Source organism: Geodermatophilus amargosae, from assembly GCF_041028265.1.
GTDB classification, from domain to species: Bacteria; Actinomycetota; Actinomycetes; order Mycobacteriales; family Geodermatophilaceae; genus Geodermatophilus; species Geodermatophilus amargosae_A.
The window spans coordinates 394,734-418,844 of record NZ_JABGCW010000004.1; the positions used below are offsets into that span (position 1 = coordinate 394,734).

Sequence of the window (24,111 nt, forward strand, 5' to 3'; positions counted from 1 at the left end):
GCTCGCCCGACCCCGCCATGACCTCCCGTCCCGACGCCGCCGGGGCCGGCCCGTCCGGGGACGCCGAGACCGGGCCGATCCCGGTCGTCCGGCGTCCCTCGCCGCCTCGTCCTCCGACGCCGTCGTCCGTCACGCCGTCGCCGCCGACCAGCCCGATCGCCGTGCCGCAGGCCGCCGCGCCGGCGACCCAGGGGATCGCCGTCCCGACGACCGGCCCGACGACGACCACTCCGACGACGAGCCCGACCGCCGGCCCCGCGGCGGACGCCGCCCCGCGCACGGCCCGGCAGCCCGCCCAGCACGCCGGACCGGACATCGGGCCGGTCCCCGGGCCGGACCCCGAACCGGACCTGGTCCCGCCCTCGAGCAGCCGGGCCGGGCGGAACCTGGTCGCCGCCATCGGTGTCGGCCTGGGCCTCGGCGCGGTCATCATCGCCTCGCTGGTCGTCTACCGGCCCGCGTTCCTGGCGGTCATCGGGGTGGCCATCCTCGTCGGCGTCGTCGAGCTGGTGCGCGCCCTGGAGTCCGGCGGCGCCCGCGCGCCGCTGCCGCCGCTGCTCGTCGGCACCGTCGCGATGCTCGCCCTGGCCTGGACCCGCGGCCCCGACGGCCTCGTCGTCGGGTTCCTGCTGACCGTCGTCGCGGTGCTGCTGTGGCGGCTCGGCGACGGGCCGGACGACTACCTCCGCGACGCCTCCGCCGGCGCGCTGGTCGCCCTCTACGTGCCGCTGCTGGCCGGCTTCGCGGTGCTGCTGCTGGTCCCCGACGACGGCGCCGCGCGGGTCCTCGCCTTCATCGCCACCGTGGTCGGCAACGACGTGGGCGGCTACACCGCGGGCGTGCTGTTCGGCCGGCACCCCATGGCGCCGACGGTGAGCCCGAAGAAGTCGTGGGAGGGCATGGCCGGGTCGGTCGTGGCCTGCGTCCTCGTGGCCACGTCCTTCGTCGTCCTCGCCCTCGACGGCCCGTGGTGGGGCGGGGTCCTCGTCGGCGTCGCGCTCGCGGTCACCGCCACGGCGGGCGACCTGGGGGAGTCGCTGATCAAGCGGGACCTCGGCATCAAGGACATGGGCACGCTGCTGCCCGGTCACGGCGGGATCATGGACCGGCTCGACAGCCTGCTGCCCTCGGCCGCGGTGTCCTACCTGCTGCTGTCCTGGGTCGCGCCCCCGCTCTAGGCCTGCACCACCTCCCACGTCGACCCGACCGTCGCGAAACCCCGGCGGGCGTACCAGCGCCGCGGCCAGTCGCGCGCGTCGGCCTCGAGGACCACCAGGTCGCAGCCGGCGTCGGCGGCGAGCTCCAGCAGCCGGGCGAGGACGGCGTCGGCGTGCCCTCGTCCGCGGGCGGCCGGCGCGGTCATCACCGACTCGACCACCGCGGTCGCGCCGTCGACCCGCAGCTGCCCGGCCGCCACCACCCGGCCGTCCTCCCGCGCCGCCACGTCGGTGACCGCCACGACGGCGTCGTTGAGGTGCTCACGGCCCACGAGCTGGCGCACCACCTCGTCGAGGTCGGGCATCCCCGCCAGGCCGGTCCGCCAGCCGGCCTCCCACAGCGGGTGCACCTCGGCCCGGGCGACGACCTCCGCCCGCTCCCCGCCGGTCGGCAGGGGCCGGATGGGCCGCGCCATCACGAGCAGCTCCTCGGCCTCCCACCCGGACGTGGCCAGCTCGGCGGCGACCGCGCCGGCGCCCGGCCAGCGGAGGGTGGCCGGGAGCACCTGCCCGTCGACGACGTCGGCGGCCGCCCGCGCCACCGTGCCGGCGTCGACGGGGCCGTCCAGCAGCAGCCGGTTGTTGTCCCGCGAGTGCGGGAAGCGCGCGTCGAGGACGGCGACCCCGCCGGGGACGTCGCGCACCTCCGGCGCCCGCCGCGTCCGCATCGACAGATGGTGCGCCAGCGCCCGGCCCAGCGCGTCGTCCGGTGCGGGCAGCACCGGCCGCACGGGCGGCCGGTACGGCACGACGGCGACCACCGCGGCCGTGGGCAGCGGCCCGTACAGGTGCGGGAAGCGCATGCCCGCCGGGTCACCGGGGACACCGGGCTCCTCGACCACCGGGTCGGTCAGGCGCGCCGGGTCCACGACGAGCAGCACCAGGTCGCGGCGGCCGGGGAACAGCCGCCCGGCGGGGAGGTGGACCTGCTCCGGGTGCGAGAGGTGCACGAACGGCGCCCCGGCCGGAGGCAGCGCCCCGGCGGAGAGCGCCGCCCGCCACTCGGCCGTCGTACAGAGGTGGACGAGGACGCTCACTCCGGAGGAACGGCGTCCGGGTCGATCCCGCGCGCGGCCAGGGCGGACTCGATCGCCTCGCACACGGTGCGGACCACGGTCACCCGGGCCGTCCGCTTGTCGTCACCGGCGACCAGCGTCCAGCGGCCGGCCGGGGTGTCGGTGCGCGCGAGCATCTCCTCGACGGCGGCCTCGTACGCCGGGCGCTTCTCGCGGTTGCGCCAGTCCTCGTCGGTCAGCTTCCACGCCCGGTAGGGGTCGGCCGAGCGCGACTCGAAGCGGCGCATCTGCTCCTCGGGGGAGACGTGCAGCCAGAACTTGACCAGGATCATGCCCTCGGCGGCGAGGGTGGTCTCGAGGTCCACGATCTCGCCGTAGGCCCGCTGCCACGCCTCCTCGGAGGCGAAGCCCTCGACCCGCTCGACCAGCACCCGGCCGTACCAGGTGCGGTCGAGGACGGCCATGCCGCCCCAGCCGGGCAGCACCGGCCAGAACCGCCAGAGGAAGTGGTGCCGCTTCTCGGTGGACGTCGGGGCGGCGAACTGGGCCACCCGGACGTGCCGGGGGTCGAGCTCGTCGACCAGCCGCTTGATCGCACCGCCCTTGCCCGAGGCGTCCCAGCCCTCGAACAGGACGCACACCGGTGGCCCGAGGGGGGTGCCCAGCTGGCCGCCGAGGAAGAGCCGCAGGTGTACGAGCCGCTGCTGGGCCGCGGCCAGCTGTTCCTTGGCCTCGCGCTTGCCGAGCCGTTGGGTCAGGTCCACGTCGTCGAGTCGTCCCACCCGGCTGAGCCTGACGCACCGGCCTCCGGCTGTCAGCCCGAGGCGCTCAGGTCGGCGTGCTGCCGGATCCAGGCGTGCATGGCGATGCCCGCCGCGACGCCGGCGTTGATGGAGCGGGTGGAGCCGAACTGCGCGATCGACAGGACGTCGTCGGCCACCGCCCGCGCCTCCGCCGACAGCCCGCTGCCCTCCTGGCCGAACAGGAACACGCAGGCCCGCGGCAGGGGAGCGGTCTCCAGGGCCCGGGCGCCGGGCAGGTTGTCCACGGCGAGCACCGGCAGCCCCTGCGCACGCGCCCAGGCGCCGAGCGCGGCCGCGTCGGGGTGGTGCCGCACCGACAGGTACCGGTCGGTCACCATCGCGCCCCGGCGGTTCCACCGCCTGCGGCCGACGACGTGCACCTCGGCGGCGAGGAAGGCGTTGGCCGTGCGCACGACGGTCCCGATGTTGAGGTCGTGCCGCCAGTTCTCGATGGCGACGTGGAAGGCGTGCCGGCGTGGGTCGAGGTCGGCCACGATCGCCTCGACGGTCCAGTAGCGGTACCGGTCGACGACGTTGCGCCGGTCGCCGGCGGCCAGCAGCTCGGGGTCGTAGCGCGGGTCCTGCGGCCACTGGCCCTCCCACGGCCCGACGCCGACCTCGTCGGGCGGGCTGGGGTCGCGTTCCGCCTCGGCCATCCGGCCGACGGTAGCGGGCCGCCCGGTCCCGTCCGGCCGCGCCTCCGGCGTCCGGCCGGATCCGTCCGGCACGATGACCACTCCGTGAAGTGAGCGTCAGATGACATTGAGTGACGGCGAGGTGGGATGGCGGCGCAGCAGGACGACGAGGTGCGCGGCGACCTCGGAGGAGACGTGAGCCCGGTCGACCCGGTGGCCGCGGCGGAGGACGCGGGGCCGGCGGACCAGGTGTGGCAGGACTGGTTGCCCGGCTGGGTGAACGAGCCCGAGCACGAACCGGCCGCCGGGCCCGACGTCCGGGAGGTGGCGCCCGAGGCCGGCGCTCCCGAGGCCGATGCTGCCGACGACGATGCTCCTGGGGACGACGCCCCCGAGGTCGACGCTGCGGAGGACGTGCTCGAGGACGACGGCGCCGAGGACGGCGCTGTCGAGGACGGCGCTGTCGAGGACGGCGCTGTCGAGGACGACGCTGTCGAGGACGGCGCCCGTGAGGACGTCCTCGCGCCGGTGGAGCCCGCCCTGGAGGACGACGCAGCGGAGCCCGTCGTCCCGGAGCCCCCGGCGGCGGAGCCCATCGCCGCGGAGCCCATCGCCCCGGACCCCGTCGCCCCGGCGCCCCTGACGCCGGCGCCCCTGATGCCGGAGCACGTCGCCGCGGAGGACCCGGCTCCCGAGGCCGACGTCTCGGAGACCGTCCTCGTGGCCGCCGGCCCGGCCGCCGTCCAGACCGTGCGCCCGCACGTGGTCGCCCGGGTGCGGCCGCGGCGCCGGCTGGGCGTCACGGCCGTGCTGACGCTGATGGCCGCAGGCGCCGTCGCGGGCGCGGCCCTGGTGGCGGGCTCGTCGTCCGGCACGGTCCCGACCGCGGCCGCGCAGTCCTCGCCCACCGCGGTCTCCCCGCCCTCCCGCACCCCGCCGCCGATCCGGCCGCCGGGCGCCCTCGTCATCCCGGCCGCACCGACCACGCCCGTGCCGCTGCCGGTCGAACCCGAGCCGGAGGTCGTCGACGCTCCCGCGCCGGTGCCCGTCCGCGTCCTGTCCTCGCCGGCGACCCCGCCGGCGTCGGTCCCGCAGCCGGTCCCGGAGGTCGTCGTCCCCCCGGTGCCGGCCGCTCCGCCGGCTGCCCCGCCCGTCGCGCAGCCGGTCGGTGCTCCGGTCACCGGCGGGACCGCGGTGGAGCCGGTCGTGGTCACTCCGCCGTCCGGGACGCCCACGCCGACGCCCACCCCGGCACCCACGCCGACGACAGCTCCCACGCCGACGACAGCTCCCGCGCCGACGACGGCCCCGGCGCCCACACCGCCGGCGCCCACACCGCCGACGCCGCCGACGCCGACGCCGACGACGCCGCCGGCCGGACCCACCGACGGGACGGGCACGGACGACGGCGAGGAGACCGCTGGGCCGCCGCCCATGCCGCCCACGCCGCCGACGGCGGCGCCGGAGACGACGGGGGCCGCGGGCCGCAGGCCCTGAGCGAGGCACCTCACCCGCAGCGCGGCCCACGCGGCGCGCACGGGTGGGAGCATGGACACGCCATGACTGCCCTGCCGCTCGTCCTCGACGCCCCCCGCCGGGGCAAGCCGCCGCGCCACCTGGCCGACCTGAGCCGCGAGGACGCGCGCGCCGCCGTCACCGGGCTCGGGCAGCCGGCCTTCCGCGCCGACCAGCTCGCCCGGCACTACTTCCGCGGCACCACCGACCCGGCGCAGATGACCGACGTGCCGGCCGCGGTGCGCGAGGCGCTGACCGAGGCGCTGCTCCCGGGACTGCTCACGCCGGTCCGGCACCAGTCGGCCGACGGCGGCCGCACCCGCAAGACGCTGTGGCGGCTGCACGACGGCGCGCTGGTCGAGAGCGTGCTCATGCGCTACCCGGACCGCGCCACCGTGTGCATCTCCAGCCAGGCCGGCTGCGGCATGGCCTGCCCGTTCTGCGCCACCGGGCAGCAGGGTCTGACCCGCAACCTCTCGGCGGCGGAGATCATCGGGCAGGCGGTCGCCGCCGCGGCGGCCATGGCCTCCGGCGAGATCCCCGGCGGCCCCGGCCGGCTGTCCAACGTGGTCTTCATGGGCATGGGTGAGCCGCTGGCCAACTACGCGCGCGTCCGCCGGACCCTCGACGCGCTGCTGACCCCCGCGCCCTGGGGCCTCGGCCTGTCGCAGCGGTCGGTCACCGTCTCCACGGTGGGCCTGGTGCCGGCCATCCGGCGGCTGACCGAGGAGGACCTGCACGTCACCCTCGCGGTGAGCCTGCACGCCCCCGACGACGAGCTGCGCGACACCCTCGTGCCGATCAACACCCGGCACAAGGTCGCCGAGGTCGTCGACGCCGCCGACGCCTACGCCGCCCGCAGCGGCCGCCGGTACTCGGTGGAGTACGCGCTGATCCGCGACGTCAACGACCAGCCCGAGCGCGCCGACCGGCTCGGCCGGCTGCTGGCGAAGCGGCTGGCGCACGTCAACCTCATCCCGCTCAACCCGACGCCCGGCAGCCCCTGGGACGCCAGCCCCCTGCCGGCGCAGCGGGAGTTCGTGGCCCGGCTGCGCGCGCACGGGGTGCCGACCACGGTCCGCGACACCCGCGGCCAGGACATCGACGGCGCCTGCGGCCAGCTCGCCGCGGCCGACCTCGCCGACGGCGTCCCCACGGTCGCCACGCCCACCCCCGCGCTGGAGACCCCCGCGCTGGAGACCCCCGCGCTGGAGACCACGGTGCCCCTGGGGGCGGAGGCGGACGCGTGACCTCGGAGGCGCCGGCCGCCGAGGCGCACGAGCACAGCCACGCCGACGTCTCAGGCGGGTGGCTGCGCGCCGCCGTCTTCGGCGCGATGGACGGCCTGGTGACCAACACGGCGCTGGTGTCCGGTGTCGGCGGCGGCGGGGCGTCGTCGCGCACCATCGTGCTCGCCGGGACGGCCAGCCTGGTCGCCGGCGCCATCTCGATGGCGCTGGGCGAGTACACCTCGGTCGCGACGCAGAACGAGCAGCTCGACCTCGAGGTCGAGAAGGAACGCCGCGAGCTGGAGCGCAACCCGACGGGGGAGCTCGCCGAGCTGGTGGAGATGCTGCGTGTCCGCGGGGTCGACCGCGAGCTCGCCCAGCAGGTGGCCGTCCAGCTGCACCGTGACCCCGACACCGCGCTGCGGCTCCACGTGGTCGCCGAGCTGGGGCTCAACCCCGCCGACAAGCCCTCCCCTCGGACGGCGGCGGTCTCCTCGCTGCTCACCTTCGCCACCGGGGCGGTGATCCCGCTGTTGCCCTACCTATTCGGGTTCTCCCTGCTGTGGGTGGCGCTGCTGTGCGGCGGGCTGGGCCTGGTGGTGGCCGGTGCGCTGTCCTCGCGCTTCACGCCGCGGCCGTGGTGGTCCGCGGGCCTGCGTCAGCTGCTCTTCGGTGCGGTCGCGGCCGGGGCCACCTACCTCATCGGCGCGGCGATCGGCGTCACGACCTCGTAGGACGAGCGACGCCCGACCCGGCGGGAGCCGGATCGGGCGTCGGAGGTCGTACCGGGGTCCCCTACGGGCGCCAGGCGGTGCGCTTGCGGCGCAGGTCCCACAGCAGGAGGACGGCGAGCCCCACGGCGAGGGCGACGAGCCACAGGTCCTCGAAGCGGGCCTCGTGGTTGCCCCACGTGTAGGACAGCAGGGCCAGCGCGGACAGCCAGCCGGCGATCTGCGGGGCCTTCCGCATGCGGTGGTGCCACCCCCAGTCCTCGGGGCGCTCCTCCTCGATCGGGTGCTCCCCGGCGCGGACGACACCCTCCTCGCGGCCGGGCTGGTTCACCCGCGTGGTCAGCGCGTTGTCCTGACGGACCCCTGGGCCGTGGTGCTCGCTCACGGGGGTCATCCTGCCAGCCCCGGCCGTCGCCCACCCGCCGAGGTCGCGGCGCGTCACCCGTCGCAGGACAGGCCGGCCGCGGCCACTGCCGCGGCGGTCTGCGCGGTGGGCAGCCGCGGCAGCGTGCCGGCCACCGGATCGGCCGCCGGGAGGACGGCCACGGCTCCCACGTCGGTGCGGGCCAGCCCCGCCAGGTCGGCGACCGACGTGCCGGGGTCGGTGGCCAGGGCGCCCGAGGCCGCCCAGGCCACCGACTGCAGCCGCCACGGCGACACGAGGGACCGCTGCAGCTGCGCGACCATCGCGGACAGGACCGTGCCGGCCGCGGTCGCCCGGCCGTCCGGGTCGACCGGCGCCGGCACCCAGGCGTCGTCGACGAGGTGCTCGGGGTGGCGGGAGCGGACGAGGGCGAGCGCGGTGGCCCCGTCGACGTGCTGCCGCCCGGCCCGCTCGACCAGCAGGCCGGCCGGCCGGTCGCGGACGGGCTCCGGGACGTCGACGTCGAGCCCGCCGGCGGCGTCGACCACCGCGGCGAACCCGGCGAGGTCGACGGTGACCAGGTGGTCGGCGGGGATCCCCAGGCGGCACAGCGCGCCCACGGTCGCCCGCGGACCGTCGAGCCAGCTCAGCGCCAGCCGGCCGGGGCCGGAGCCGTCGTCGACCAGCAGGTCGCGGGGGACCGACAGGACCGTGGCGCCGGCGTCGGTCTGGTGCACCACCAGCACGACGTCGGCCCGGCTGCCGGGCACCGCGTCGGCGGTCCCGAAGTCGGCGGGATCGGCTCCGGCGGGCAGGGCGGCGCGGGAGTCGAGGCCGACCAGGACCCAGGTGCGGCCGTCGGAGTCGTCGGCGGCCAGGGCGACGTCGACCTGCCCGACCCGGTCGGAGAGGACGGCGGCGTCGGCCAGCAGCGCCAGCAGTCCCAGCAGGACGGCGACGAGGGCGGCGCGTCCCCGGCCGGAACGCGGCCGACGCCGGCCAGGACGGACCTGGCCGGCGTCGGGATGGTGCGGTGCGGTCACGCTCAGGCCTGCGTGGCCTCCGCGGCGCGGCGGCGGCCGAAGAACACCAGGCCACCGCCCAGCGCGAGGGCGCCGGCGCCGAGGCCCAGCGGCAGCGCGACGCTGGCGCCGGTGTAGGCCAGGCTCGCGGCGGAGTCGCCGGACGCGGTCACCGCGAACGCCTCCTGGAAGTAGGTGCCCCGGTTGCCCTCGTAGACCAGCGTGTGGTCCCCGGTCGGGGTGCCCGCGGGGACGGTGAACTCGATCCGCACGGTGCCCGACGCGTCGGCGGTGCCGGAGGCCACCCGCTGCGGTGCCGAGTGCAGGGTCACCGTGACGACCTCACCCGGGCGGAAGCCGGTGAGCACCTTGACGACCTTCTGGCCGGGGGCCGCGCGGTCGCCGGTCGCCGCGCCGGTGTCGGGGCTGGCCACGCCGGGGGTGTTGGCGGAGGTGCCGCGGATGACGCCGGTGGGCGCGACCGTGGTGGGGGCCGCGGCCGGCGTCGACGGGCCGGCCGAGCGGACCGGCTTGCCGTCCGCGGTCACCGTGACCGTGACGTTCGCGTACTCGAACCCGTCGTCGTACTGGTCGCAGAGCAGCGCGAACTCGTAGGCCCCCAGCTCCGTCGGGGCCTCCATCGTGAAGCTCCAGGACCCGTCCGCGGCGGGCTCGGTGGTGTCCGCCCACTGCGGGTCGACCGCCGGGAGGATGACGGCGACGACGTCCTTGCCCTCGATCGGGAGGCAGCCGGTGCCCGAGACGGTGAACTCCCCGCCCGGGGCGACGGTGGTCGCACTGAGGGTGGCTGCCGGGGCGGCGAGGGCGGTCGGCGCGAGGGCGATGCCCACGGCGGCCGTGCCGAGGGCGAGGCCGGTGGTCGTGCAGAGGCGGAGCGGGGACAGGCGGGACATGGGGCCCTCCGGGGGCGTGTGTGGCCCGTTGCCCGGGCCGTCAGGATGCTCATCGGCACTCCCGTGTTCCGCTGTAGCCGGAAGATCACTTCGGGGCAGGAGTGGCAGATGAGGTGCCCGGGGCCGGATGGCACGGCCGTTGCGGCGGTCGGGGAGGATCGCCCCCATGAGCGAGCCGCGCGAGGTCACCGTGCTGGGCTCCACCGGCTCCATCGGCCGGCAGGCGCTCGCGGTCGCCGAGCAGAACCCCGGCCGGCTGCGGATCACCGCGCTGGCCGCCGGAGGGGGCGACGTCGCCCGGCTGGCCGATCAGGCGCTGACCCTCGGCGTCCGCACCGTCGCGGTCGCCCGCGCGACCGCGGCCCAGGACCTGCAGCTGGCCTTCTACGCCGCCGCCTCGCAGCGCGGCTGGGCCAAGGGCGAGTACGCGCTGCCGGAGATCCTCGCCGGGCCGCGTGCCGCCGAGGAGCTGGCCGCCCGCCGCACCGACGTCGTCCTCAACGGGATCACCGGCTCGATCGGGCTGGGCCCGACGCTCGCCGCGCTGGGGGCGGGCAACGTCGTCGCCCTGGCCAACAAGGAGTCCCTCGTCGCCGGCGGGGACCTGGTCACCGCCGCGGCCGCCCCCGGCCAGCTCGTCCCCGTGGACTCCGAGCACTCGGCGCTGGCGCAGTGCCTGCGCGGCGGGCACCGGAGCGAGGTGGCCCGGCTGGTGCTCACCGCCAGCGGCGGCCCGTTCCGCGGGCGCGCCTCCGGCGACCTCGCCGACGTCACCGTCGAGCAGGCGCTCGCGCACCCGACCTGGGACATGGGGCCGGTGGTGACGATCAACTCCGCCACCCTGGTCAACAAGGGCCTGGAGCTGATCGAGGCGCACCTGCTCTTCGGCGTCCCCTACGCCGACATCGACGTCGTCGTGCACCCGCAGTCGATCGTGCACTCGATGGTCACCTTCGCCGACGGCGCGACGATCGCCCAGGCCAGCCCGCCGGACATGCGGCTGCCGATCGCGCTGGCGCTGGCCTGGCCCGACCGGCTGGCGCACGTGCAGCCGGCCCTCGACTGGTCGACGGCGAGCAGCTGGGAGTTCGCGCCGCTCGACGACGAGGCGTTCCCGGCGGTGCGGCTCGCGCGCGCGGCCGGAGAGGCCGGCGGCGTCGTCCCGGCGGTCTACAACGCGGCCAACGAGGAGGCCGTCGCGGCGTTCGTGGCGGGGCGCCTGCGTTTCCCGGACGTCGTGGGCCTGGTCGCGCGTACCCTCGACGACGCGCCGGACCTCGGCGCCCCCACCTGCGTGGACGACGTGCTGGCCGCCGAGCGCTGGGCCCGGCAGCACGCCCGCGCCACCCTCGCCGGAGGCCCGAACTGAGCATCCTGCTGACCGTCCTCGGGATCGCCGCGTTCGCGGTCGGCCTGCTGTTCAGCATCGGCTTCCACGAGTTCGGCCACTTCTTCTGGGCGCGGAAGTTCGGCATGCGGGTCCCGCAGTTCATGGTCGGCTTCGGCCCCACGGTGTTCTCCCGCCGACGGGGCGAGACCGAGTACGGCCTCAAGGCCATCCCGCTGGGCGGCTACATCCGCATCGTCGGCATGATCCCGCCGGCCGAGGAGGGCGAGAGCAAGCGCGCCACCCGCATGCGGACGTTCATCGCCGAGGTCCGCGGCCAGGCCCTCGACGACGTCCGGCCCAGCGACGCCGGCCGGGTGTTCTACGCCAAGCCCTGGTGGCAGCGCGTGATCGTGATGTTCGCCGGGCCGTTCCACAACCTGGTGCTCGCCGTCGTCTTCTTCGGCATCGTGCTGACCGCGATCGGCACCAACGTCGTCACCACCCAGCTCGACACCGTGCCGGCGTGCGTCGTCCCGGCCGGTGCGGAGAGCATCGCCCTGGCCGACGAGCAGGACCGCGACGTCTGCCGCATCCCGATCGTCGCCGACGGCGCCGACGCCGGCCGGCTGTGCGAGGCGGGCACCGCCGGGTGCGCCGAGCCGGTGGCCAGCCCCGCCGCGGAGGCGGGCCTGCGGCCGGGCGACACGATCGTGGCGATCGGCGGGCAGCAGGTCGACCCCACCGCCTACGACAGCTGGGCGACGGTGCAGCAGGCCATCCGCGGCTCGGCCGGGCAGCCCCTGTCGCTGACCGTGGAGCGCGACGGGGCACGGCGCGAGCTCACCGTCACCCCGATCGAGAACGTCGTCGCCACCGACGACGGCGAGGGCACGATGACCGCCGGCTACCTCGGTGTGAGCCCGGTGTTCGGGTTCGCCCGCCAGTCAGCGGGCGACCTGCCCGGCTACTTCGGGATGGTCGTGTCCCAGTCGGTCCAGCGACTGCTGGAGATCCCGGAGCGGGTGCCGCAGCTGTTCCGGGCGGCGTTCCTCGGCGAGGAGCGCGACGTCAACGGCCCGATCGGCGTGGTCGGCGTGGGCCGCATCTCCGGCGAGGTGTTCGCCATCCAGGAGTTCAGCGGCGCCGAGAAGCTGAGCTTCTTCCTCAGCCTCCTGGCCAGCGTCAACCTGGTGCTGTTCCTGTTCAACCTGGTGCCGATCTACCCGCTCGACGGCGGGCACGTGGCCGGGGCGGTCTACGAGAAGCTGCGCTCGGTGGTCGCCCGCTGGCGCGGGCGCCCCGACCCCGGCCCCTTCGACATCGCGCGGCTCATGCCGGTCGCCTACCTCGTCGCGGGCCTGTTCATCGCGCTGTCGGGGCTGCTGCTCATCGCCGACGTCGTCAACCCGATCACACTCCAGTAGTCGACGGCGCCGACCCCGTGCATGCGGGGATACTCGCTGGCATGGCCATCCCCGTCGCTCTCGGCATGCCCGCCGCGCCCCCGCCCGTCCTGGCCCCCCGCCGGAAGACGCGGCAGCTGGACGTGGGCGGCGTGGGCGTCGGCAGCGACTCCCCGGTCAGCGTGCAGTCGATGACGACCACCAAGACCGCCGACATCAACGCCACGCTCCAGCAGATCGCCGAGCTCACCGCCTCGGGCTGCCAGATCGTGCGGGTCGCCGTCCCCGACACCGACGACGCCGAGGCGCTGCCGATCATCGCGAAGAAGTCGCAGATCCCGGTCATCGCCGACATCCACTTCCAGCCGCGGTACGTGTTCGCCGCGATCGACGCCGGCTGCGCGGCGGTGCGGGTGAACCCCGGCAACATCAAGAAGTTCGACGACAAGGTCGGCGAGATCGCCCGGGCGGCCGGGAGCGCCGGCATCCCGATCCGCATCGGCGTCAACGCCGGGTCGCTGGACAAGCGGCTGCTGGCCAAGTACGGCAAGGCGACGCCCGAGGCGCTGGTCGAGTCGGCGCTGTGGGAGTGCTCGCTGTTCGAGGAGCACGACTTCCGCGACATCAAGATCTCGGTCAAGCACAACGACCCGGTGGTCATGGTGCGGGCCTACGAGCTGCTGGCCGCGCAGTGCGACTACCCGCTGCACCTGGGCGTCACCGAGGCCGGTCCCGCGTTCCAGGGCACGATCAAGTCCGCCGTCGCCTTCGGCGCGCTGCTGAGCCAGGGCATCGGCGACACGATCCGCGTCTCCCTCTCGGCCCCGCCGGTCGAGGAGGTCAAGGTCGGCACCCAGATCCTCGAGTCGCTGAACCTGCGCCAGCGCGGCCTGGAGATCGTCAGCTGCCCCTCGTGCGGGCGCGCGCAGGTCGACGTCTACAAGCTCGCCGACGAGGTGACCGCCGGTCTCGACGGGCTCGAGGTGCCGCTGCGGGTCGCCGTCATGGGCTGCGTCGTCAACGGCCCCGGCGAGGCCCGCGAGGCCGACCTGGGCGTGGCCTCGGGCAACGGCAAGGGCCAGATCTTCGTGAAGGGCGAGGTCGTCAAGACGGTGCCCGAGTCGCAGATCGTCGAGACGCTGATCGAGGAGGCGATGCGGATCGCCGCCGAGCACACCCCCGCCGACGTCCCCTCCGGCCCGCCCGTCGTCACCGTCGGCTGACGCCGCACCCTCGCACCCGGGTCCGACCGTGCTCCGCTCGCCGACCGCCCGTGTCCTCGACGAGGCCGACGAGCCGGCCGTGCGCCGGCTGCTGGGCGCCGACCCCGTCGCCGCCTGCGTGCTCGCCGGGCGCATCGAGGCGGCCGGCACCGCACCGGCCACCCTGGGCGCACCGCTGTGGGGCATCGGCAGCGGCCGCAGCCTCGACGCGGTCTGCCTGGCCGGGGCGAACCTGATCCCGTTCGCCGTCCCCGGCGCGGAGCGGGCGGCGGCGGTCGCCTTCGCCGAGCGCGCCCGCCGGGCCGGCCGGCGCTGCTCGACGATCGTCGGGCCGGCCGCGGCGGTCGACCCGCTGTGGGAGCTGCTCGAGCCCTCCTGGGGGCCGGCCCGCGACCACCGCCCCCGCCAGCCGCTGATGGCCATCGAGGGGCCACCCGCGGTCGCCCCCGAGCCGCGCGTGCGTCCCGTGCGGCCGCGCGAGGTCGACGTGCTGCTGCCTGCCGCGGTGGCGATGTTCACCGAGGAGGTCGGCGTCAGCCCGCTGCGGGTCGACGGCGGCGTCGGCTACCGGGCGCGCGTGGAGGACCTGGTCCGCGCCGGGCAGTCGCTGGCCTGGATCGAGGACGGCCGGGTGCTGTTCAAGGCCGAGATCGGGGCGGTGTCGCGTGCCGCCTGCCAGGTGCAGGGCGTGTGGACCGCTCCGGAGTGGCGTGGCCGCGGGATCGGCGCCGCCGGGATGGCCGCCGTCGTCGAGTACGCGCGGACCAGCATCGCCCCGGTGGTCAGCCTCTACGTCAACGACTACAACGCCCCGGCCCGCGCGGTGTACGCCCGGGTGGGCTTCCGCGAGGTCGGCCGCTACGCGAGCGTCCTCTTCTAGGAGGACCTCCCTGCCCCCCGCCCCTCGCACGCTCGGGACGGGTCCCTGCAGGGAGGCCGTTCCAGCACGTCGCCGGTGGATGGTGGTCGGGATCTGACAGGGTGTGCCGACGTGGCAGCACGACGCACGGCGGTCCTCGGCACGGTCCTGACCCTCCTCTCCGCGCCCGCCCTGACGGCCTGTTCCGGCAACTCCGAGGACGACGTCCGGGCCGCCGCGCAGGCCTTCCTCGACGACTGGTCGGCCGGGGATCCCGGCGCCGCGGCCTCCGCCACCACCGACCCCGACGCGGCGAGCGGGCTGCTCGAGCAGACCGCCACCGACCTGCCCGGTGCCACGCTGCGCGCGGAACTCGGCGACGTCACCGTCGAGGACGGCACCGCCACCGCCGCGTGGACCGCCACCTGGGACCTCGCCGCCGCTCCGGACTGGACCTACGACGCCACCCTGCAGTTGCGCGAGGGGGAGGACGCCTGGCAGGTGGTCGCCGCGCCCACCGTCGTGCACCCCGAGCTGGGGGAGGGCCAGCACCTGCTCCTGGCCCGCACCCTCCCCGAGCGCGCCGCGATCACCGACGCCGCCGGCACCCCGCTGTTCGGCCCCACCGAGGTCGTCAACGTCGGCGTCGACACCGGCCAGGTCACCGACCTGCCCGCGCTCGCCTCCGCGCTGTCGGCGGCCACCGGCGTCGCGGCCGAGGAGATCACCGCCGACGTGCAGGCCGCGCCGCCCGGCCAGTTCGTCCCGGTCATCGCGCTGCGCCGCCCGGCCTTCGAGGCCATCCGCGCGCAGGTGTTCGACCTGCCCGGCGCCGTCTTCCCCACCGAGACGCGCCTGCTCCCGCCCTCGACCGGGTTCGCCTCCGCGCTGCTCGGCCGGGTCGGCCCGGCCACCGCCGAGGTGATCGGGGAGACGACCACCGACGGGGTGGCCGCCTACGCCGGCGGCGACCAGCTGGGCCTGTCGGGTCTGCAGCGCGCGTTCCAGGAGCAGCTCACCGGCACGCCCGGCTTCACCGTCTCGGTGGTCAGCGCCGACGAGTCCACCGGCGACGCCGGCCGCGAGGTCGCCGCCGTCGACCCGGTCGCCGGGCAGCCGATCCAGACGCCGCTGGTGCGCGCGCTGCAGGACGCCGCCGACGGCGCCGTCGCCACCCAGCCGCTGCCCACCCACCTCGTCGTCGTCCGGCCCGGCACGGGCGAGATCCTGGCCGTCTCCTCCAACGGGGCCGCGGCGCCCGGCAACGCCCTCAGCGGCCAGTACCCGCCGGGCTCGAGCATGAAGACGATCACCGCGACGGCGCTGCTCTCCACCGGCCGGCTCACCCCGGACACCCCGGTCGCCTGCCCGGGGACGACGGTCGTCGAGGGCCGCGAGTTCGAGAACCAGGACCAGTTCGACCTCGGCACGGTGCCCTTCACCGAGGCCTTCGCCCGGTCCTGCAACACCACCTTCATCCAGGCCGGCCTGCAGCTGCCCGACGACGCCCTCGCCGCAGCGGCCGCCTCCTACGGCGTGGGCAGCGACTGGCAGCTCCCGGTCGAGGTCTTCAGCGGCAGCGTCCCGGCCGACTCCACCGGCACCACGAAGGCGGCCAACACGATCGGCCAGGGCCAGGTGCTCATGAGCCCGGCCCAGATGGCGCTCGTGGCCGCGGGCGTCGCCAGCGGCACCCCCGCCGCCCCGGTCGAGGTCGTCGGCGGGGACCCGGCCGGGCCGGCGCCGGCGGGTCCGGACCAGGCGGTGCTCGACCAGCTGCGGCCGCTGATGCGGCAGGTGGTGCTCACCGGGACCGCCGAGGCGCTGGCCGACCGCGGGGAGGTCTACGGCAAGACGGGCACCGCCGAGTTCGGCAGCAACACCCCGCCGGACGCGCACGGCTGGTTCACGGGCTACCAGCTCGCCGGCCCGCAGGGCGACATCGCCGTCGCGGTGCTCGTCGAGGGTGGCGGGTCCAGCAGCGTCGCGGTCGCCGTGACCGACACCTTCCTCGGCGCGCTCGGCTGACCGGCCCCTCGCCGGCTCAGGAGCCGGCGAGTCCGGGCAGGGCCGTGGTGACGGGAGTGCGGCCGGCCGCGGCCCGCCAGGCCACCGCGCGCTCCTCGGCGGCACCGAGGGAGTCGACGGCGAGCTGCCGCACCGGGACGTCCCCGGCGGCGTCGAGCAGTGCCACCCAGGCCGCCGAGGTCCCGTCCTCGAGGACGACCGCCAGCGCCGCGGCGTCGACCGCCGACAGCACCGGGAAGGGCAGCTGGTAGCCGCCCTCGGCCGGCACCGGGTCGGCGTCCCGCTCGTCGAGGAGCTCCGCGAGCCGGTCGCGGGAGTCGCGGTGGGCCTGCTCGCCGGCGGCGGCCGGCGCCCGGCCCTCGACGGGCAGGGCCGCGCCGACCACGCCGTAGCCCCACACCGCGGCGTGCTCGGCGGCCAGGACGCCGGCCAGGGCGGCGTCCTCCGTGCCCGCGGTCGTCCCGTCGTCAGCCACGTCGTGCCTCCCTCGTGCCGGTGTCAAGCCGGCCTCATGCGAGGGCGGCGGCGTGACCGCGCAGCCCCGCCGCCAGCGATCCCAGCAGTGCCGACCCCGCGCCCGAGGCCTCGACGCAGGCGGCCGCGTGCGCGGCGGCCGCCGCGGACACCTGGTCGCGCAGCCAGGCCCGCACGTCCGTCCCGGCCGGCGGCCCGGGCGGGGCGGACGGCGACGAGGCGGTCGCCCCCGGTGCCGCCGCCCGCAGCCGGTCCAGTTGCTCGCGGGCCTGACCGGGGAGGTCGGGGACCGCGCCCCCGAGCGCCGGGTCGGCGGCGACCGCCGCGTCGTAGGCGGCCACCACCGCCTCCTGCACGGGGACCTGCGCCGTGAGGCGGTCCCCCTGCGCCGCAGTCTGCTCCGCGGCCTGCTCCGCCGCCGCCCCGGACCCGCCCGACGTGCAGCCGGCCAGCAGCAGCGCCAGCCCGGCGGTCCCGGTGAGCAGGCGGCGGCGCGGGAACCCGGGGGAGGCGGGGGAGGCGGACATCGCCGCCAGTCTCCCAGGAGCCGCCCGGTCCGCCGGGCAGCGGCCGGGGCGCGTCGGTGAGCCCGGGTGCTCCCGTCCCGGCGCCCGGGGCCGGGCACGCGGGGGAGCGGTAGCCTGACCATTCCCCGGGTACGCCGCGGCCGGTGCCGCGCCGTCCCGCGCTCCCGGGCGCGGCCCCGGACGGTGCGGTCCGCCGAGCACGAGCTCCGACCGGTTGCAGAGGAGGGAGCCCGTGTCCGCCAGGTCACGGCAGGACCCGGCCGCCAGGTCACGGCAGGACGACCCGGCCGCCACGCGGCTGGCCGGGTGGATCGAGCCCGTGGTCGGCGCTGCCGGCTACGACCTCGAGGAGCTGGTGGTCACCCCCGCCGGCCGGCGCAGCGTCGTCCGCGTGGTCGTCGACCGCGATCGGGGCGTGTCCCTCGACGACGTCGCCGAGGTCAGCCGGGCGGTGTCGGCCGTGCTCGACGAGAAGGACGGCGACCTCGGCCGCGCCCCCTACGTGCTCGAGGTGACCAGCCCCGGCGTCGACCGGCCCCTCACCGAGCCCCGGCACTGGCGGCGCAACACCGGCCGCCTGGTGACCGTGACCGTCGGCCCGAGCGGTGCGGCCGAGCAGGTGACCGGGCGGATCACCGCCGTCGACGACGCGGGTGTGACCCTCGCGGTCGAGACGAAGGGCAAGCCGGGCGCGCGCAAGCGCCCGCCGACGCCCCGCCAGGTGCCCTGGGACCGGCTCGGGGCCGGCCGGGTGCAGGTCGAGTTCGGCCGCCCGGGCAAGGACGAGCAGGCGCACGACGAGTCCGCCGACGACCCGCTGGACGACGACCTGCTCGCCGACGGCTCGGACGACGCAGCGGACGACGAGGGCGACGACGACGAGGGCGACGACGACGAGGGCGACGACGACGAGGGCGACGACGACGGAGGAGGACAGTGAACATCGACGTGACCGCCCTCAAGGCGGTCGAGCGGGAGAAGGGCATCCCCGCCGACACGGTCATCGAGGCCATCGAGACGGCGCTGGTGACCGCCTACCGCCACGCCGACGGCGCGGCCAAGCACGTGCGGGTGCACGTCGACCGCAGGAGCGGCGAGGTCGCGGTGCTGGCCCAGGAGCTCGGCGCCGACGGCGAGGTCGTGCGCGAGTGGGACGACACCCCCGGCGACTTCGGCCGGATCGCGGCCAGCACCGCCAAGCAGGTCATCGTGCAGCGGCTGCGCGACGCCGAGCACGAGCAGACCTTCGGCGAGTACGCGGGCAAGGAGGGCGACATCGTCAGCGGTGTCGTCCAGGCCGACGCCCGCCGCAACGCCCAGGGCTCGGTGCTGGTCGACATCGGCAAGGTCGAGGCCGTCCTGCCCGCCGCCGAGCAGGTGCCCGGCGAGCGCTATCCGCACGGCAGCCGGCTGCGCGCCTACGTCGTCTCGGTCGCCCGCACGCACCGCGGCCCGCAGGTGACCGTCTCGCGCACCCACCCGAACCTGGTCCGCAAGCTGTTCGCCCTCGAGGTCCCCGAGATCGCCGACGGCAGCGTCGAGATCGTCGCGGTCGCCCGCGAGGCCGGGCACCGCTCGAAGATCGCCGTCCGCACGTCGGTGCCCGGGCTCAACGCCAAGGGCGCGTGCATCGGGCCGATGGGCCAGCGCGTGCGCAACGTGATGAGCGAGCTGCACGGCGAGAAGATCGACATCGTCGACTGGTCCGACGACCCCGCGACCTTCGTCGCCTCCGCGCTCAGCCCCGCCCGGGTGAACAGCGCGACGCTGGTCGACCCCAAGGCCAAGGCGGTGCGGGTCGTCGTCCCGGACTTCCAGCTGTCGCTGGCCATCGGCAAGGAGGGGCAGAACGCCCGCCTCGCCGCCCGGCTCACCGGCTGCCGGATCGACATCCGCAGCGACGCCCAGCCCGACGACGCGACGCCCTCGCCGGGCGTCGGCCGGCCGCCGCTGCGGTCGGGCCCGCCGCCGGTCCGCGCCGGTGCGCCGGGTGGGCGGACGTCCCCCGGCGGAGGTGCCCTGCGTTCCGGTCCCCGGCGCCCGGAACAACGAGGTCCCGCGGCGCGCTAGAGTACGGGGTGGCCGAAACGTCGATCCCGGTGCGCACCTGTGTGGGCTGCCGGAACCGCGCTCCGGTCACCGACCTGCTGCGTGTCGTCCTCCGGTCCGGGACCCTCGTGCCGGACCCCCGGCGGAGGCTCCCCGGCCGGGGCGCGTCCCTGCACCCCACACCGGAGTGCCTGCACGCAGCGGAGCGACGCCGGGCCTTCCCCCGGGCGCTGCGCCTCCCGGGCGGCGCCGCCGTGGAGGCCGGTCCGCTCCGGGTCCACGTCCTCGGCGCCGACGCGCCGGGCCGGACCCCGGAGCGGGCGACCGCGAACGAACGACAGACCGCACTTCCCACAGACGGACCGGCGACCGGCCGGTCCGCACGTCGAGAGCAGGACGTCGTCGGATGAGCAAGCCGTGAAGTCCCCACGATGACAAGCCAGACCATGTACCACTGACGACGAGGTCGCGCGGGCGAGCCGCCGGCCTCACCAGAGGAGATCCGTGCCAGGCAAAGCCCGCGTCCACGAACTCGCCAAGGAGTTCGGGGTCGACAGCAAGACCGTGCTCGCCAAGCTCAAGGAGCAGGGCGAGTTCGTGAAGTCCGCCTCCTCGACCGTCGAGGCCCCCGTGGCCCGGCGGCTCCGGGAGGCCCTCGGCGCGTCCACCGGCGGCAACGGCGGTGGCAACGGTGGCGGCGCCCCCGCGGCCCGTCCCGTCCCGTCCGCGCCCCGTCCGGCCGCTCCGGCGCCCGCACCGGCTCCCGCCGCGCGCGCTCCGCAGGCGCCGTCCGCTCCGTCGGCGCCCGCGCCGTCGGCCGGCGTGACGCCCGGTCCGCGCCCCGGCGCCCCGCGTCCGGGTGCTCCGATGCCCGGTCCGCGCCCGGTCCAGCAGCCGGTCGTCCAGCAGCCGGTCGTCCAGCAGCCGGTCGTCCAGCAGCCGGTCGTCCAGCAGCCCGCCGTCCAGCAGCCGGCCGCGCAGCAGCCGGCCGCCCCGCAGGCCCCGGCGGCCAGCGCCCCGACCCAGCAGCCGGCCCAGCAGCCGGCGGCGCCCCAGGGTCCGCGTCCGGCCTCGCCCGGGGCTCCGCGTCAGGCGGGTGGCCCGATCCCGGGTGCCGCACGTCCCGGTGCCCCGCGTCCGGCGGCGCCCGGCGCGGCCCGTCCCGGTGGCGGCGCTCCCGGTGCTCCCGGCGCCGGCCCGCGTCCGGGTCCCCGTCCGGCTCCGCGGCCGGGCAACAACCCCTTCAGCAGTGCCCCGCGTCCGGGTCCGGCCGCCGCGGGTCCGCGTCCCGGTCCCGCGGCCGGTGGCCCGCGTCCCGGTCCCGCAGCGGGTGGTCCCCGTCCGGGTCCCGGCGCCGGTGGTCCCCGTCCGGCGCCCGGCGCCGGCGGTCCCCGTCCGGGTGGTCCGCGTCCCGCGGCCGGTCCGGGCGGCCCCCGGCCGAACCCGGGCATGATGCCGCAGCGCCCCTCGCCCGGCATGATGCCGCCGCGTCCGGCCGGTGCCGGCCGTCCCGGTGGCGGGCCCGGTGGCCCCGGTGGCCGTGGCCGTCCGGGTGGTCCCGGCGGCGGCGGTGGCGGCGGCGGCTTCCGTCCCGGTGGCGGTGGCCCCGGTGGCGGTGGCGGTGGCGCCCCCGCCGGTGGCGGCTTCCGTGGTGGCGGCGGTGGCCGCGGTCGCGGTCGCGGCGGCTCGGGTGCGGGTACCGCGGGTGCCTTCGGGCGTCCCGGCGGCCGTGGTCCGGTCCGCGGGCGCAAGAGCAAGAAGCAGCGGCGTCAGGAGTTCGACTCCATGGCGGCGCCCAGCATGGGCGGCGTCGCCCTGCCGCGTGGCCACGGGCAGACCGTCCGGCTGCCCCGCGGTGCCTCGCTGACCGACCTCGCCGAGAAGATCGGCGCCCAGCCGTCCGCGCTGGTCACCGCCCTGTTCCACCTGGGCGAGATGGTCACCGCGACGCAGTCGGTCAACGACGAGACGTTGCAGCTGCTCGGCGCGGAGATCGAGTGGGACATCCAGGTCGTCAGCCCCGAGGACGAGGACCGCGAGCTCCTCGAGACCTTCGACCTCACCTTCGGCGACGAGGGTGACGAGGAGGACTGGGTCGCCCGCCCGCCGGTCGTCACCGTCATGGGTCACGTCGACCACGGCAAGACGAAGCTGCTGGACGCCATCCGCAACAGCAACGTGGTGGCCCGCGAGGCCGGTGGCATCACGCAGCACATCGGCGCCTACCAGATCGTCACCGAGCTGGAGGACTACGAGCGTCCGATCACCTTCATCGACACCCCGGGTCACGAGTCGTTCACCGCGATGCGTGCCCGAGGCGCGAAGGTCACCGACATCGTCGTCCTGGTCGTGGCGGCCGACGACGGCGTCATGCCGCAGACGGTCGAGGCGCTCAACCACGCCCAGGCCGCCGAGGTGCCGATCGTGGTCGCGGTCAACAAGATCGACAAGGAGGGGGCCAACCCCGCCAAGATCCGTCAGCAGCTCACCGAGTACGGGCTCGTGGCCGAGGAGTACGGCGGCGACACGATGTTCGTCGACGTCTCCGCGACCACCCGCCAGGGTCTCGACGAGCTGCTCACGGCGATCCTGCTGACCGCCGACGCCTCGCTGGACCTGCGCGCCAACGCCGAGCAGGACCCGCAGGGCGTGGTCATCGAGGGCAAGCTGGACAAGGGCCGCGGCCCCGTCGCGACCGTCCTCGTCCAGCGCGGCACGCTGCGCCAGGGCGACTCGATCGTCGCCGGCGACGCCTACGGGCGCGTCCGGTCGCTGCTCGACGAGCACGGCAACAAGCTCAAGGAGGCCCTGCCGGCCCGCCCCGTGCAGGTCGTCGGGCTCACCTCCGTGCCGCGAGCCGGTGACACGTTCCTCGTCGTCGAGGAGGACCGCGTCGCCCGGCAGATCGCCGACCGTCGTCAGGCCCGCATCCGCAACGCGCAGAACGCCTCCATGCGCAAGCGGATCAGCCTCGAGGACCTCGACGCCGCGCTCAAGGAGAACCGCCAGCTCAACCTGATCATCAAGGGTGACAACTCGGGCACCGTGGAGGCGCTCGAGGAGGCCCTGATGAAGATCGAGGTGAGCGACGACATCTCGCTGCGGGTCATCCACCGCGGCGTCGGCGGCATCACCAAGAGCGACATCGACCTGGCGCTGGCCGACGACGTCATCGTCCTGGGCTTCAACGTCCGGGCCGAGGGTCAGGCCACCGAGCTCGCCAACCGCGAGGGTGTCGACGTCCGGTACTACTCGGTCATCTACCAGGCGATCGAGGAGATCGAGGCGGCCCTCAAGGGCATGCTCAAGCCCGAGTACGAGGAGGTCGCGCTCGGCTCGGCTGAGGTCCGCGAGGTCTTCCGGGTGCCGCGCATCGGCAACGTCGCGGGCTCCATCGTCCGCAGCGGGGTCATCACCCGGAACTCGAAGGCCCGGCTGGTCCGGGACGGGGTCGTCGTCGCCGACAACCTCACCGTCGAGTCGCTGCGCCGCTTCAAGGACGACGTGACCGAGGTCCGCGACGGCTACGAGTGCGGTATCGGGCTCGGGTCGTTCAACGACATCAAGACCGAGGACGTCATCGAGACGTTCGAGATGCGCGAGAAGCCGCGCGCCTAGGTCGCCCCAGGACGTCGTCCAGCAGCAGGGAGGAAGGGAGCATCCGGTGTTCACCGGGTCGCTGACCGCCGACCTGCTGCTGGGCGACGTCCACTCGCTCAAGGGCAAGCGCGCCGTGGTGCGGCCGATCGTGGCCGAGCTGCGGCGCCGCTTCGCCGTGGCCGCCGCCGAGGTGGGCGACCTCGACCTGCACCGCCGCGTGCAGGTCGGGGTGGCCACGGTCGCGGGCGACGCCGGTCAGGTGACCGACGTCCTCGACGCCTGCGAGCGGTTGCTGGCCGAGCGGCCGGAGGTGACGCTGCTGTCGACGCACCGGCAGCTGTTCTCCGACGAAGACTGAGGACCCCCGACCCCGGGTGGGCCGCCGCCCGTCCGACCGTCCACCCGGCGTCCCCGGACGCCCCGACTCCCCGGAGGTCTGCCGTGGCCGACCCCGCCCGCGCCCGCAAGCTCGCGGTCCGCATCCGCCAGATCGTGTCCGCCGCGATCGAGTCGCAGGTCAAGGACCCGCGGCTGGGCATGGTCACCGTGACCGACGCCCGCGTGACCAGCGACCTGCGCGAGGCCACCGTGTTCTACACCGTCTACGGCGACGCGACCGCGACCGCGGACTCCGCCAAGGCGCTGGCCAGCGCCACCGGCGTGCTCCGCTCGACCGTCGGCCGGCAGACCGGCATCAAGTTCGTGCCGACGCTGACCTTCGTCGCCGACGCCGTCCCGGACACCGCGCGGGAGCTCGACGAGGCCCTCGAGCGCGTGCGCTCCGCCGACGCCGAGCTCGCCCGCCTGCGGGAGAACGCCACGTACGCCGGCGACGCCGACCCCTACCGGCACCCGGAGGCGGACGACGAGGAGTCCGACGCCGAGGAGCCCGACGACGCCCCGACCCAGACCAGGAGCGCCTCGTGAGTGAGAACGACCCGGATCCGCACCTGCCTGACGAGGGGCAGGGCCGCTCGGAGCTGGGCGGGCGTGCCGAGCCGAACGCCGGCGACCCGACCGAGGGCGGCCGGAAGGGCCAGATCGGCGAGGTGCCCTCCATCGTCGAGGACGAGCCCGACGACGGCGGCCCGCCGCTGCCGCCCGGCGGAGGGCGGGTCACCGAGGACCGCAACGCGTCCCCGGTGGCCGATCCCGGCCCCGACGCCTGACCC

24 protein-coding genes and 1 pseudogene are annotated in these 24,111 nt (G+C 76.1%); 17 read left to right on the forward strand and 8 right to left on the reverse strand.

The features are described from left to right. The first annotated feature begins 17 nt into the window (after window positions 1–17). A complete protein-coding gene (locus HLV61_RS07460) occupies window positions 18–1,178 on the forward strand; it encodes a phosphatidate cytidylyltransferase (RefSeq protein ID WP_369253855.1) in 1,161 nt (386 codons plus the stop codon). On the opposite strand, the gene HLV61_RS07465 is transcribed toward HLV61_RS07460, so the two are convergent. Genes HLV61_RS07465 through HLV61_RS07475 form a run of 3 tightly spaced genes read right to left on the reverse strand, consistent with a single transcriptional unit; the run spans window position 1,175 to window position 3,692 of the window. Beyond that, window positions 1,175–2,254, reverse strand: a complete 1,080-nt coding sequence (locus tag HLV61_RS07465) for a GNAT family N-acetyltransferase (RefSeq protein ID WP_369253857.1) — start codon at window positions 2,252–2,254, stop codon at window positions 1,175–1,177. The two genes, HLV61_RS07460 and HLV61_RS07465, sit on opposite strands and share 4 nt — an antisense overlap. Next, the gene (locus HLV61_RS07470) at window positions 2,251–3,015 is read right to left on the reverse strand and encodes a polyphosphate kinase 2 family protein (protein WP_369253859.1); all 765 of its coding nucleotides are present in this window, start codon (window positions 3,013–3,015) and stop codon (window positions 2,251–2,253) included. The genes HLV61_RS07465 and HLV61_RS07470 overlap by 4 nt, the downstream gene beginning before the upstream one ends. Before the next feature lie 32 nt (window positions 3,016–3,047). After that, a complete protein-coding gene (locus HLV61_RS07475) occupies window positions 3,048–3,692 on the reverse strand; it encodes a TrmH family RNA methyltransferase (RefSeq protein WP_369253861.1) in 645 nt (214 codons plus the stop codon). Between the two features lie 126 nt (window positions 3,693–3,818). On the opposite strand from HLV61_RS07475, the gene HLV61_RS07480 reads away from it, so the two are divergent. The 3 genes from HLV61_RS07480 to HLV61_RS07490 all read left to right on the forward strand — a co-directional run bounded on the left by HLV61_RS07480 (window position 3,819) and on the right by HLV61_RS07490 (window position 7,149). Next, a complete protein-coding gene (locus HLV61_RS07480) occupies window positions 3,819–5,168 on the forward strand; it encodes a hypothetical protein (protein ID WP_369253863.1) in 1,350 nt (449 codons plus the stop codon). A gap of 62 nt (window positions 5,169–5,230) precedes the next feature. Then, window positions 5,231–6,436 carry a 23S rRNA (adenine(2503)-C(2))-methyltransferase RlmN gene (rlmN, locus tag HLV61_RS07485; protein ID WP_369253865.1) on the forward strand — a complete coding sequence of 402 codons (1,206 nt, stop codon included), beginning with the start codon at window positions 5,231–5,233 and terminating at the stop codon, window positions 6,434–6,436. Further along, a complete protein-coding gene (locus HLV61_RS07490; RefSeq protein WP_369253867.1) occupies window positions 6,433–7,149 on the forward strand; it encodes a VIT1/CCC1 transporter family protein in 717 nt (238 codons plus the stop codon). Before rlmN ends, HLV61_RS07490 begins: the two co-directional genes overlap by 4 nt. 61 nt (window positions 7,150–7,210) lie before the next feature. Here the strand turns inward: HLV61_RS07490 and HLV61_RS07495 are convergent, their stop codons facing one another. The 3 genes from HLV61_RS07495 to HLV61_RS07505 are packed head-to-tail and all read right to left on the reverse strand — an operon-like array spanning window position 7,211 to window position 9,446. Beyond that, a complete protein-coding gene (locus HLV61_RS07495; protein ID WP_369253869.1) occupies window positions 7,211–7,531 on the reverse strand; it encodes a DUF2631 domain-containing protein in 321 nt (106 codons plus the stop codon). Window positions 7,532–7,584: 53 nt separating this feature from the next. Beyond that, complete coding sequence (locus HLV61_RS07500) at window positions 7,585–8,553, reverse strand: LCP family protein (protein ID WP_369253871.1); 969 nt, start codon at window positions 8,551–8,553, stop codon at window positions 7,585–7,587. Between the two features lie 2 nt (window positions 8,554–8,555). Beyond that, on the reverse strand, window positions 8,556–9,446 hold the full coding sequence (locus HLV61_RS07505) for a hypothetical protein (RefSeq protein WP_369253873.1): 891 nt from the start codon (window positions 9,444–9,446) through the stop codon (window positions 8,556–8,558). Window positions 9,447–9,612: 166 nt separating this feature from the next. Between HLV61_RS07505 and dxr the strand changes: the two genes are divergently transcribed. From dxr to HLV61_RS07530, 5 genes are all read left to right on the forward strand, one after another. Then, window positions 9,613–10,815 carry a 1-deoxy-D-xylulose-5-phosphate reductoisomerase gene (dxr, locus tag HLV61_RS07510; protein WP_369253875.1) on the forward strand — a complete coding sequence of 401 codons (1,203 nt, stop codon included), beginning with the start codon at window positions 9,613–9,615 and terminating at the stop codon, window positions 10,813–10,815. Window positions 10,816–10,838: 23 nt separating this feature from the next. Next, the gene (locus HLV61_RS07515) at window positions 10,839–12,200 is read left to right on the forward strand and encodes a M50 family metallopeptidase (RefSeq protein WP_369253928.1); all 1,362 of its coding nucleotides are present in this window, start codon (window positions 10,839–10,841) and stop codon (window positions 12,198–12,200) included. A gap of 41 nt (window positions 12,201–12,241) precedes the next feature. Continuing rightward, complete coding sequence (gene ispG, locus HLV61_RS07520; protein ID WP_440284476.1) at window positions 12,242–13,402, forward strand: flavodoxin-dependent (E)-4-hydroxy-3-methylbut-2-enyl-diphosphate synthase; 1,161 nt, start codon at window positions 12,242–12,244, stop codon at window positions 13,400–13,402. 28 nt (window positions 13,403–13,430) lie between these two features. Then, window positions 13,431–14,282: a GNAT family N-acetyltransferase gene (locus tag HLV61_RS07525; RefSeq protein ID WP_369253877.1), complete on the forward strand. Its 852-nt coding sequence runs from the start codon at window positions 13,431–13,433 to the stop codon at window positions 14,280–14,282. A gap of 111 nt (window positions 14,283–14,393) precedes the next feature. Next, window positions 14,394–16,289 (forward strand): penicillin-binding transpeptidase domain-containing protein, encoded by a 1,896-nt coding sequence (locus HLV61_RS07530; RefSeq protein WP_369253880.1) that lies wholly within the window; start codon window positions 14,394–14,396, stop codon window positions 16,287–16,289. A 16-nt stretch (window positions 16,290–16,305) separates the two neighbouring features. Here the strand turns inward: HLV61_RS07530 and HLV61_RS07535 are convergent, their stop codons facing one another. Further along, a complete protein-coding gene (locus tag HLV61_RS07535) occupies window positions 16,306–16,764 on the reverse strand; it encodes a ferritin-like domain-containing protein (protein WP_369253882.1) in 459 nt (152 codons plus the stop codon). Between the two features lie 34 nt (window positions 16,765–16,798). Continuing rightward, on the reverse strand, window positions 16,799–17,290 hold the full coding sequence (locus HLV61_RS07540; protein WP_369253884.1) for a hypothetical protein: 492 nt from the start codon (window positions 17,288–17,290) through the stop codon (window positions 16,799–16,801). A 232-nt stretch (window positions 17,291–17,522) separates the two neighbouring features. Here HLV61_RS07540 and rimP point away from each other — a divergent pair, with 232 nt between their 5' ends. From rimP to HLV61_RS07580, 8 genes and pseudogenes are all read left to right on the forward strand, one after another. Then, window positions 17,523–18,230, forward strand: a complete 708-nt coding sequence (rimP, locus tag HLV61_RS07545; protein ID WP_369253886.1) for a ribosome maturation factor RimP — start codon at window positions 17,523–17,525, stop codon at window positions 18,228–18,230. Next, window positions 18,227–19,360 (forward strand): transcription termination factor NusA, encoded by a 1,134-nt coding sequence (nusA, locus tag HLV61_RS07550; RefSeq protein ID WP_369253888.1) that lies wholly within the window; start codon window positions 18,227–18,229, stop codon window positions 19,358–19,360. Before rimP ends, nusA begins: the two co-directional genes overlap by 4 nt. Before the next feature lie 41 nt (window positions 19,361–19,401). Beyond that, window positions 19,402–19,749, forward strand: coding sequence for a YlxR family protein (locus HLV61_RS07555; RefSeq protein ID WP_369253932.1), 348 nt, complete (start codon window positions 19,402–19,404; stop codon window positions 19,747–19,749). Between the two features lie 94 nt (window positions 19,750–19,843). After that, a pseudogene (locus tag HLV61_RS07560) lies at window positions 19,844–19,990 on the forward strand (translation initiation factor IF-2 N-terminal domain-containing protein); the annotation flags it as partial. Window positions 19,991–21,124: 1,134 nt separating this feature from the next. Next, window positions 21,125–22,957 carry a translation initiation factor IF-2 gene (infB, locus tag HLV61_RS07565; RefSeq protein ID WP_369253934.1) on the forward strand — a complete coding sequence of 611 codons (1,833 nt, stop codon included), beginning with the start codon at window positions 21,125–21,127 and terminating at the stop codon, window positions 22,955–22,957. 46 nt (window positions 22,958–23,003) lie between these two features. After that, window positions 23,004–23,297, forward strand: a complete 294-nt coding sequence (locus HLV61_RS07570) for a DUF503 domain-containing protein (RefSeq protein WP_093579957.1) — start codon at window positions 23,004–23,006, stop codon at window positions 23,295–23,297. Window positions 23,298–23,380: 83 nt separating this feature from the next. After that, on the forward strand, window positions 23,381–23,866 hold the full coding sequence (gene rbfA / locus HLV61_RS07575; RefSeq protein ID WP_369253891.1) for a 30S ribosome-binding factor RbfA: 486 nt from the start codon (window positions 23,381–23,383) through the stop codon (window positions 23,864–23,866). Then, window positions 23,863–24,108, forward strand: a complete 246-nt coding sequence (locus HLV61_RS07580) for a hypothetical protein (protein WP_369253893.1) — start codon at window positions 23,863–23,865, stop codon at window positions 24,106–24,108. The genes rbfA and HLV61_RS07580 overlap by 4 nt, the downstream gene beginning before the upstream one ends. Window positions 24,109–24,111 lie beyond the last annotated feature (3 nt).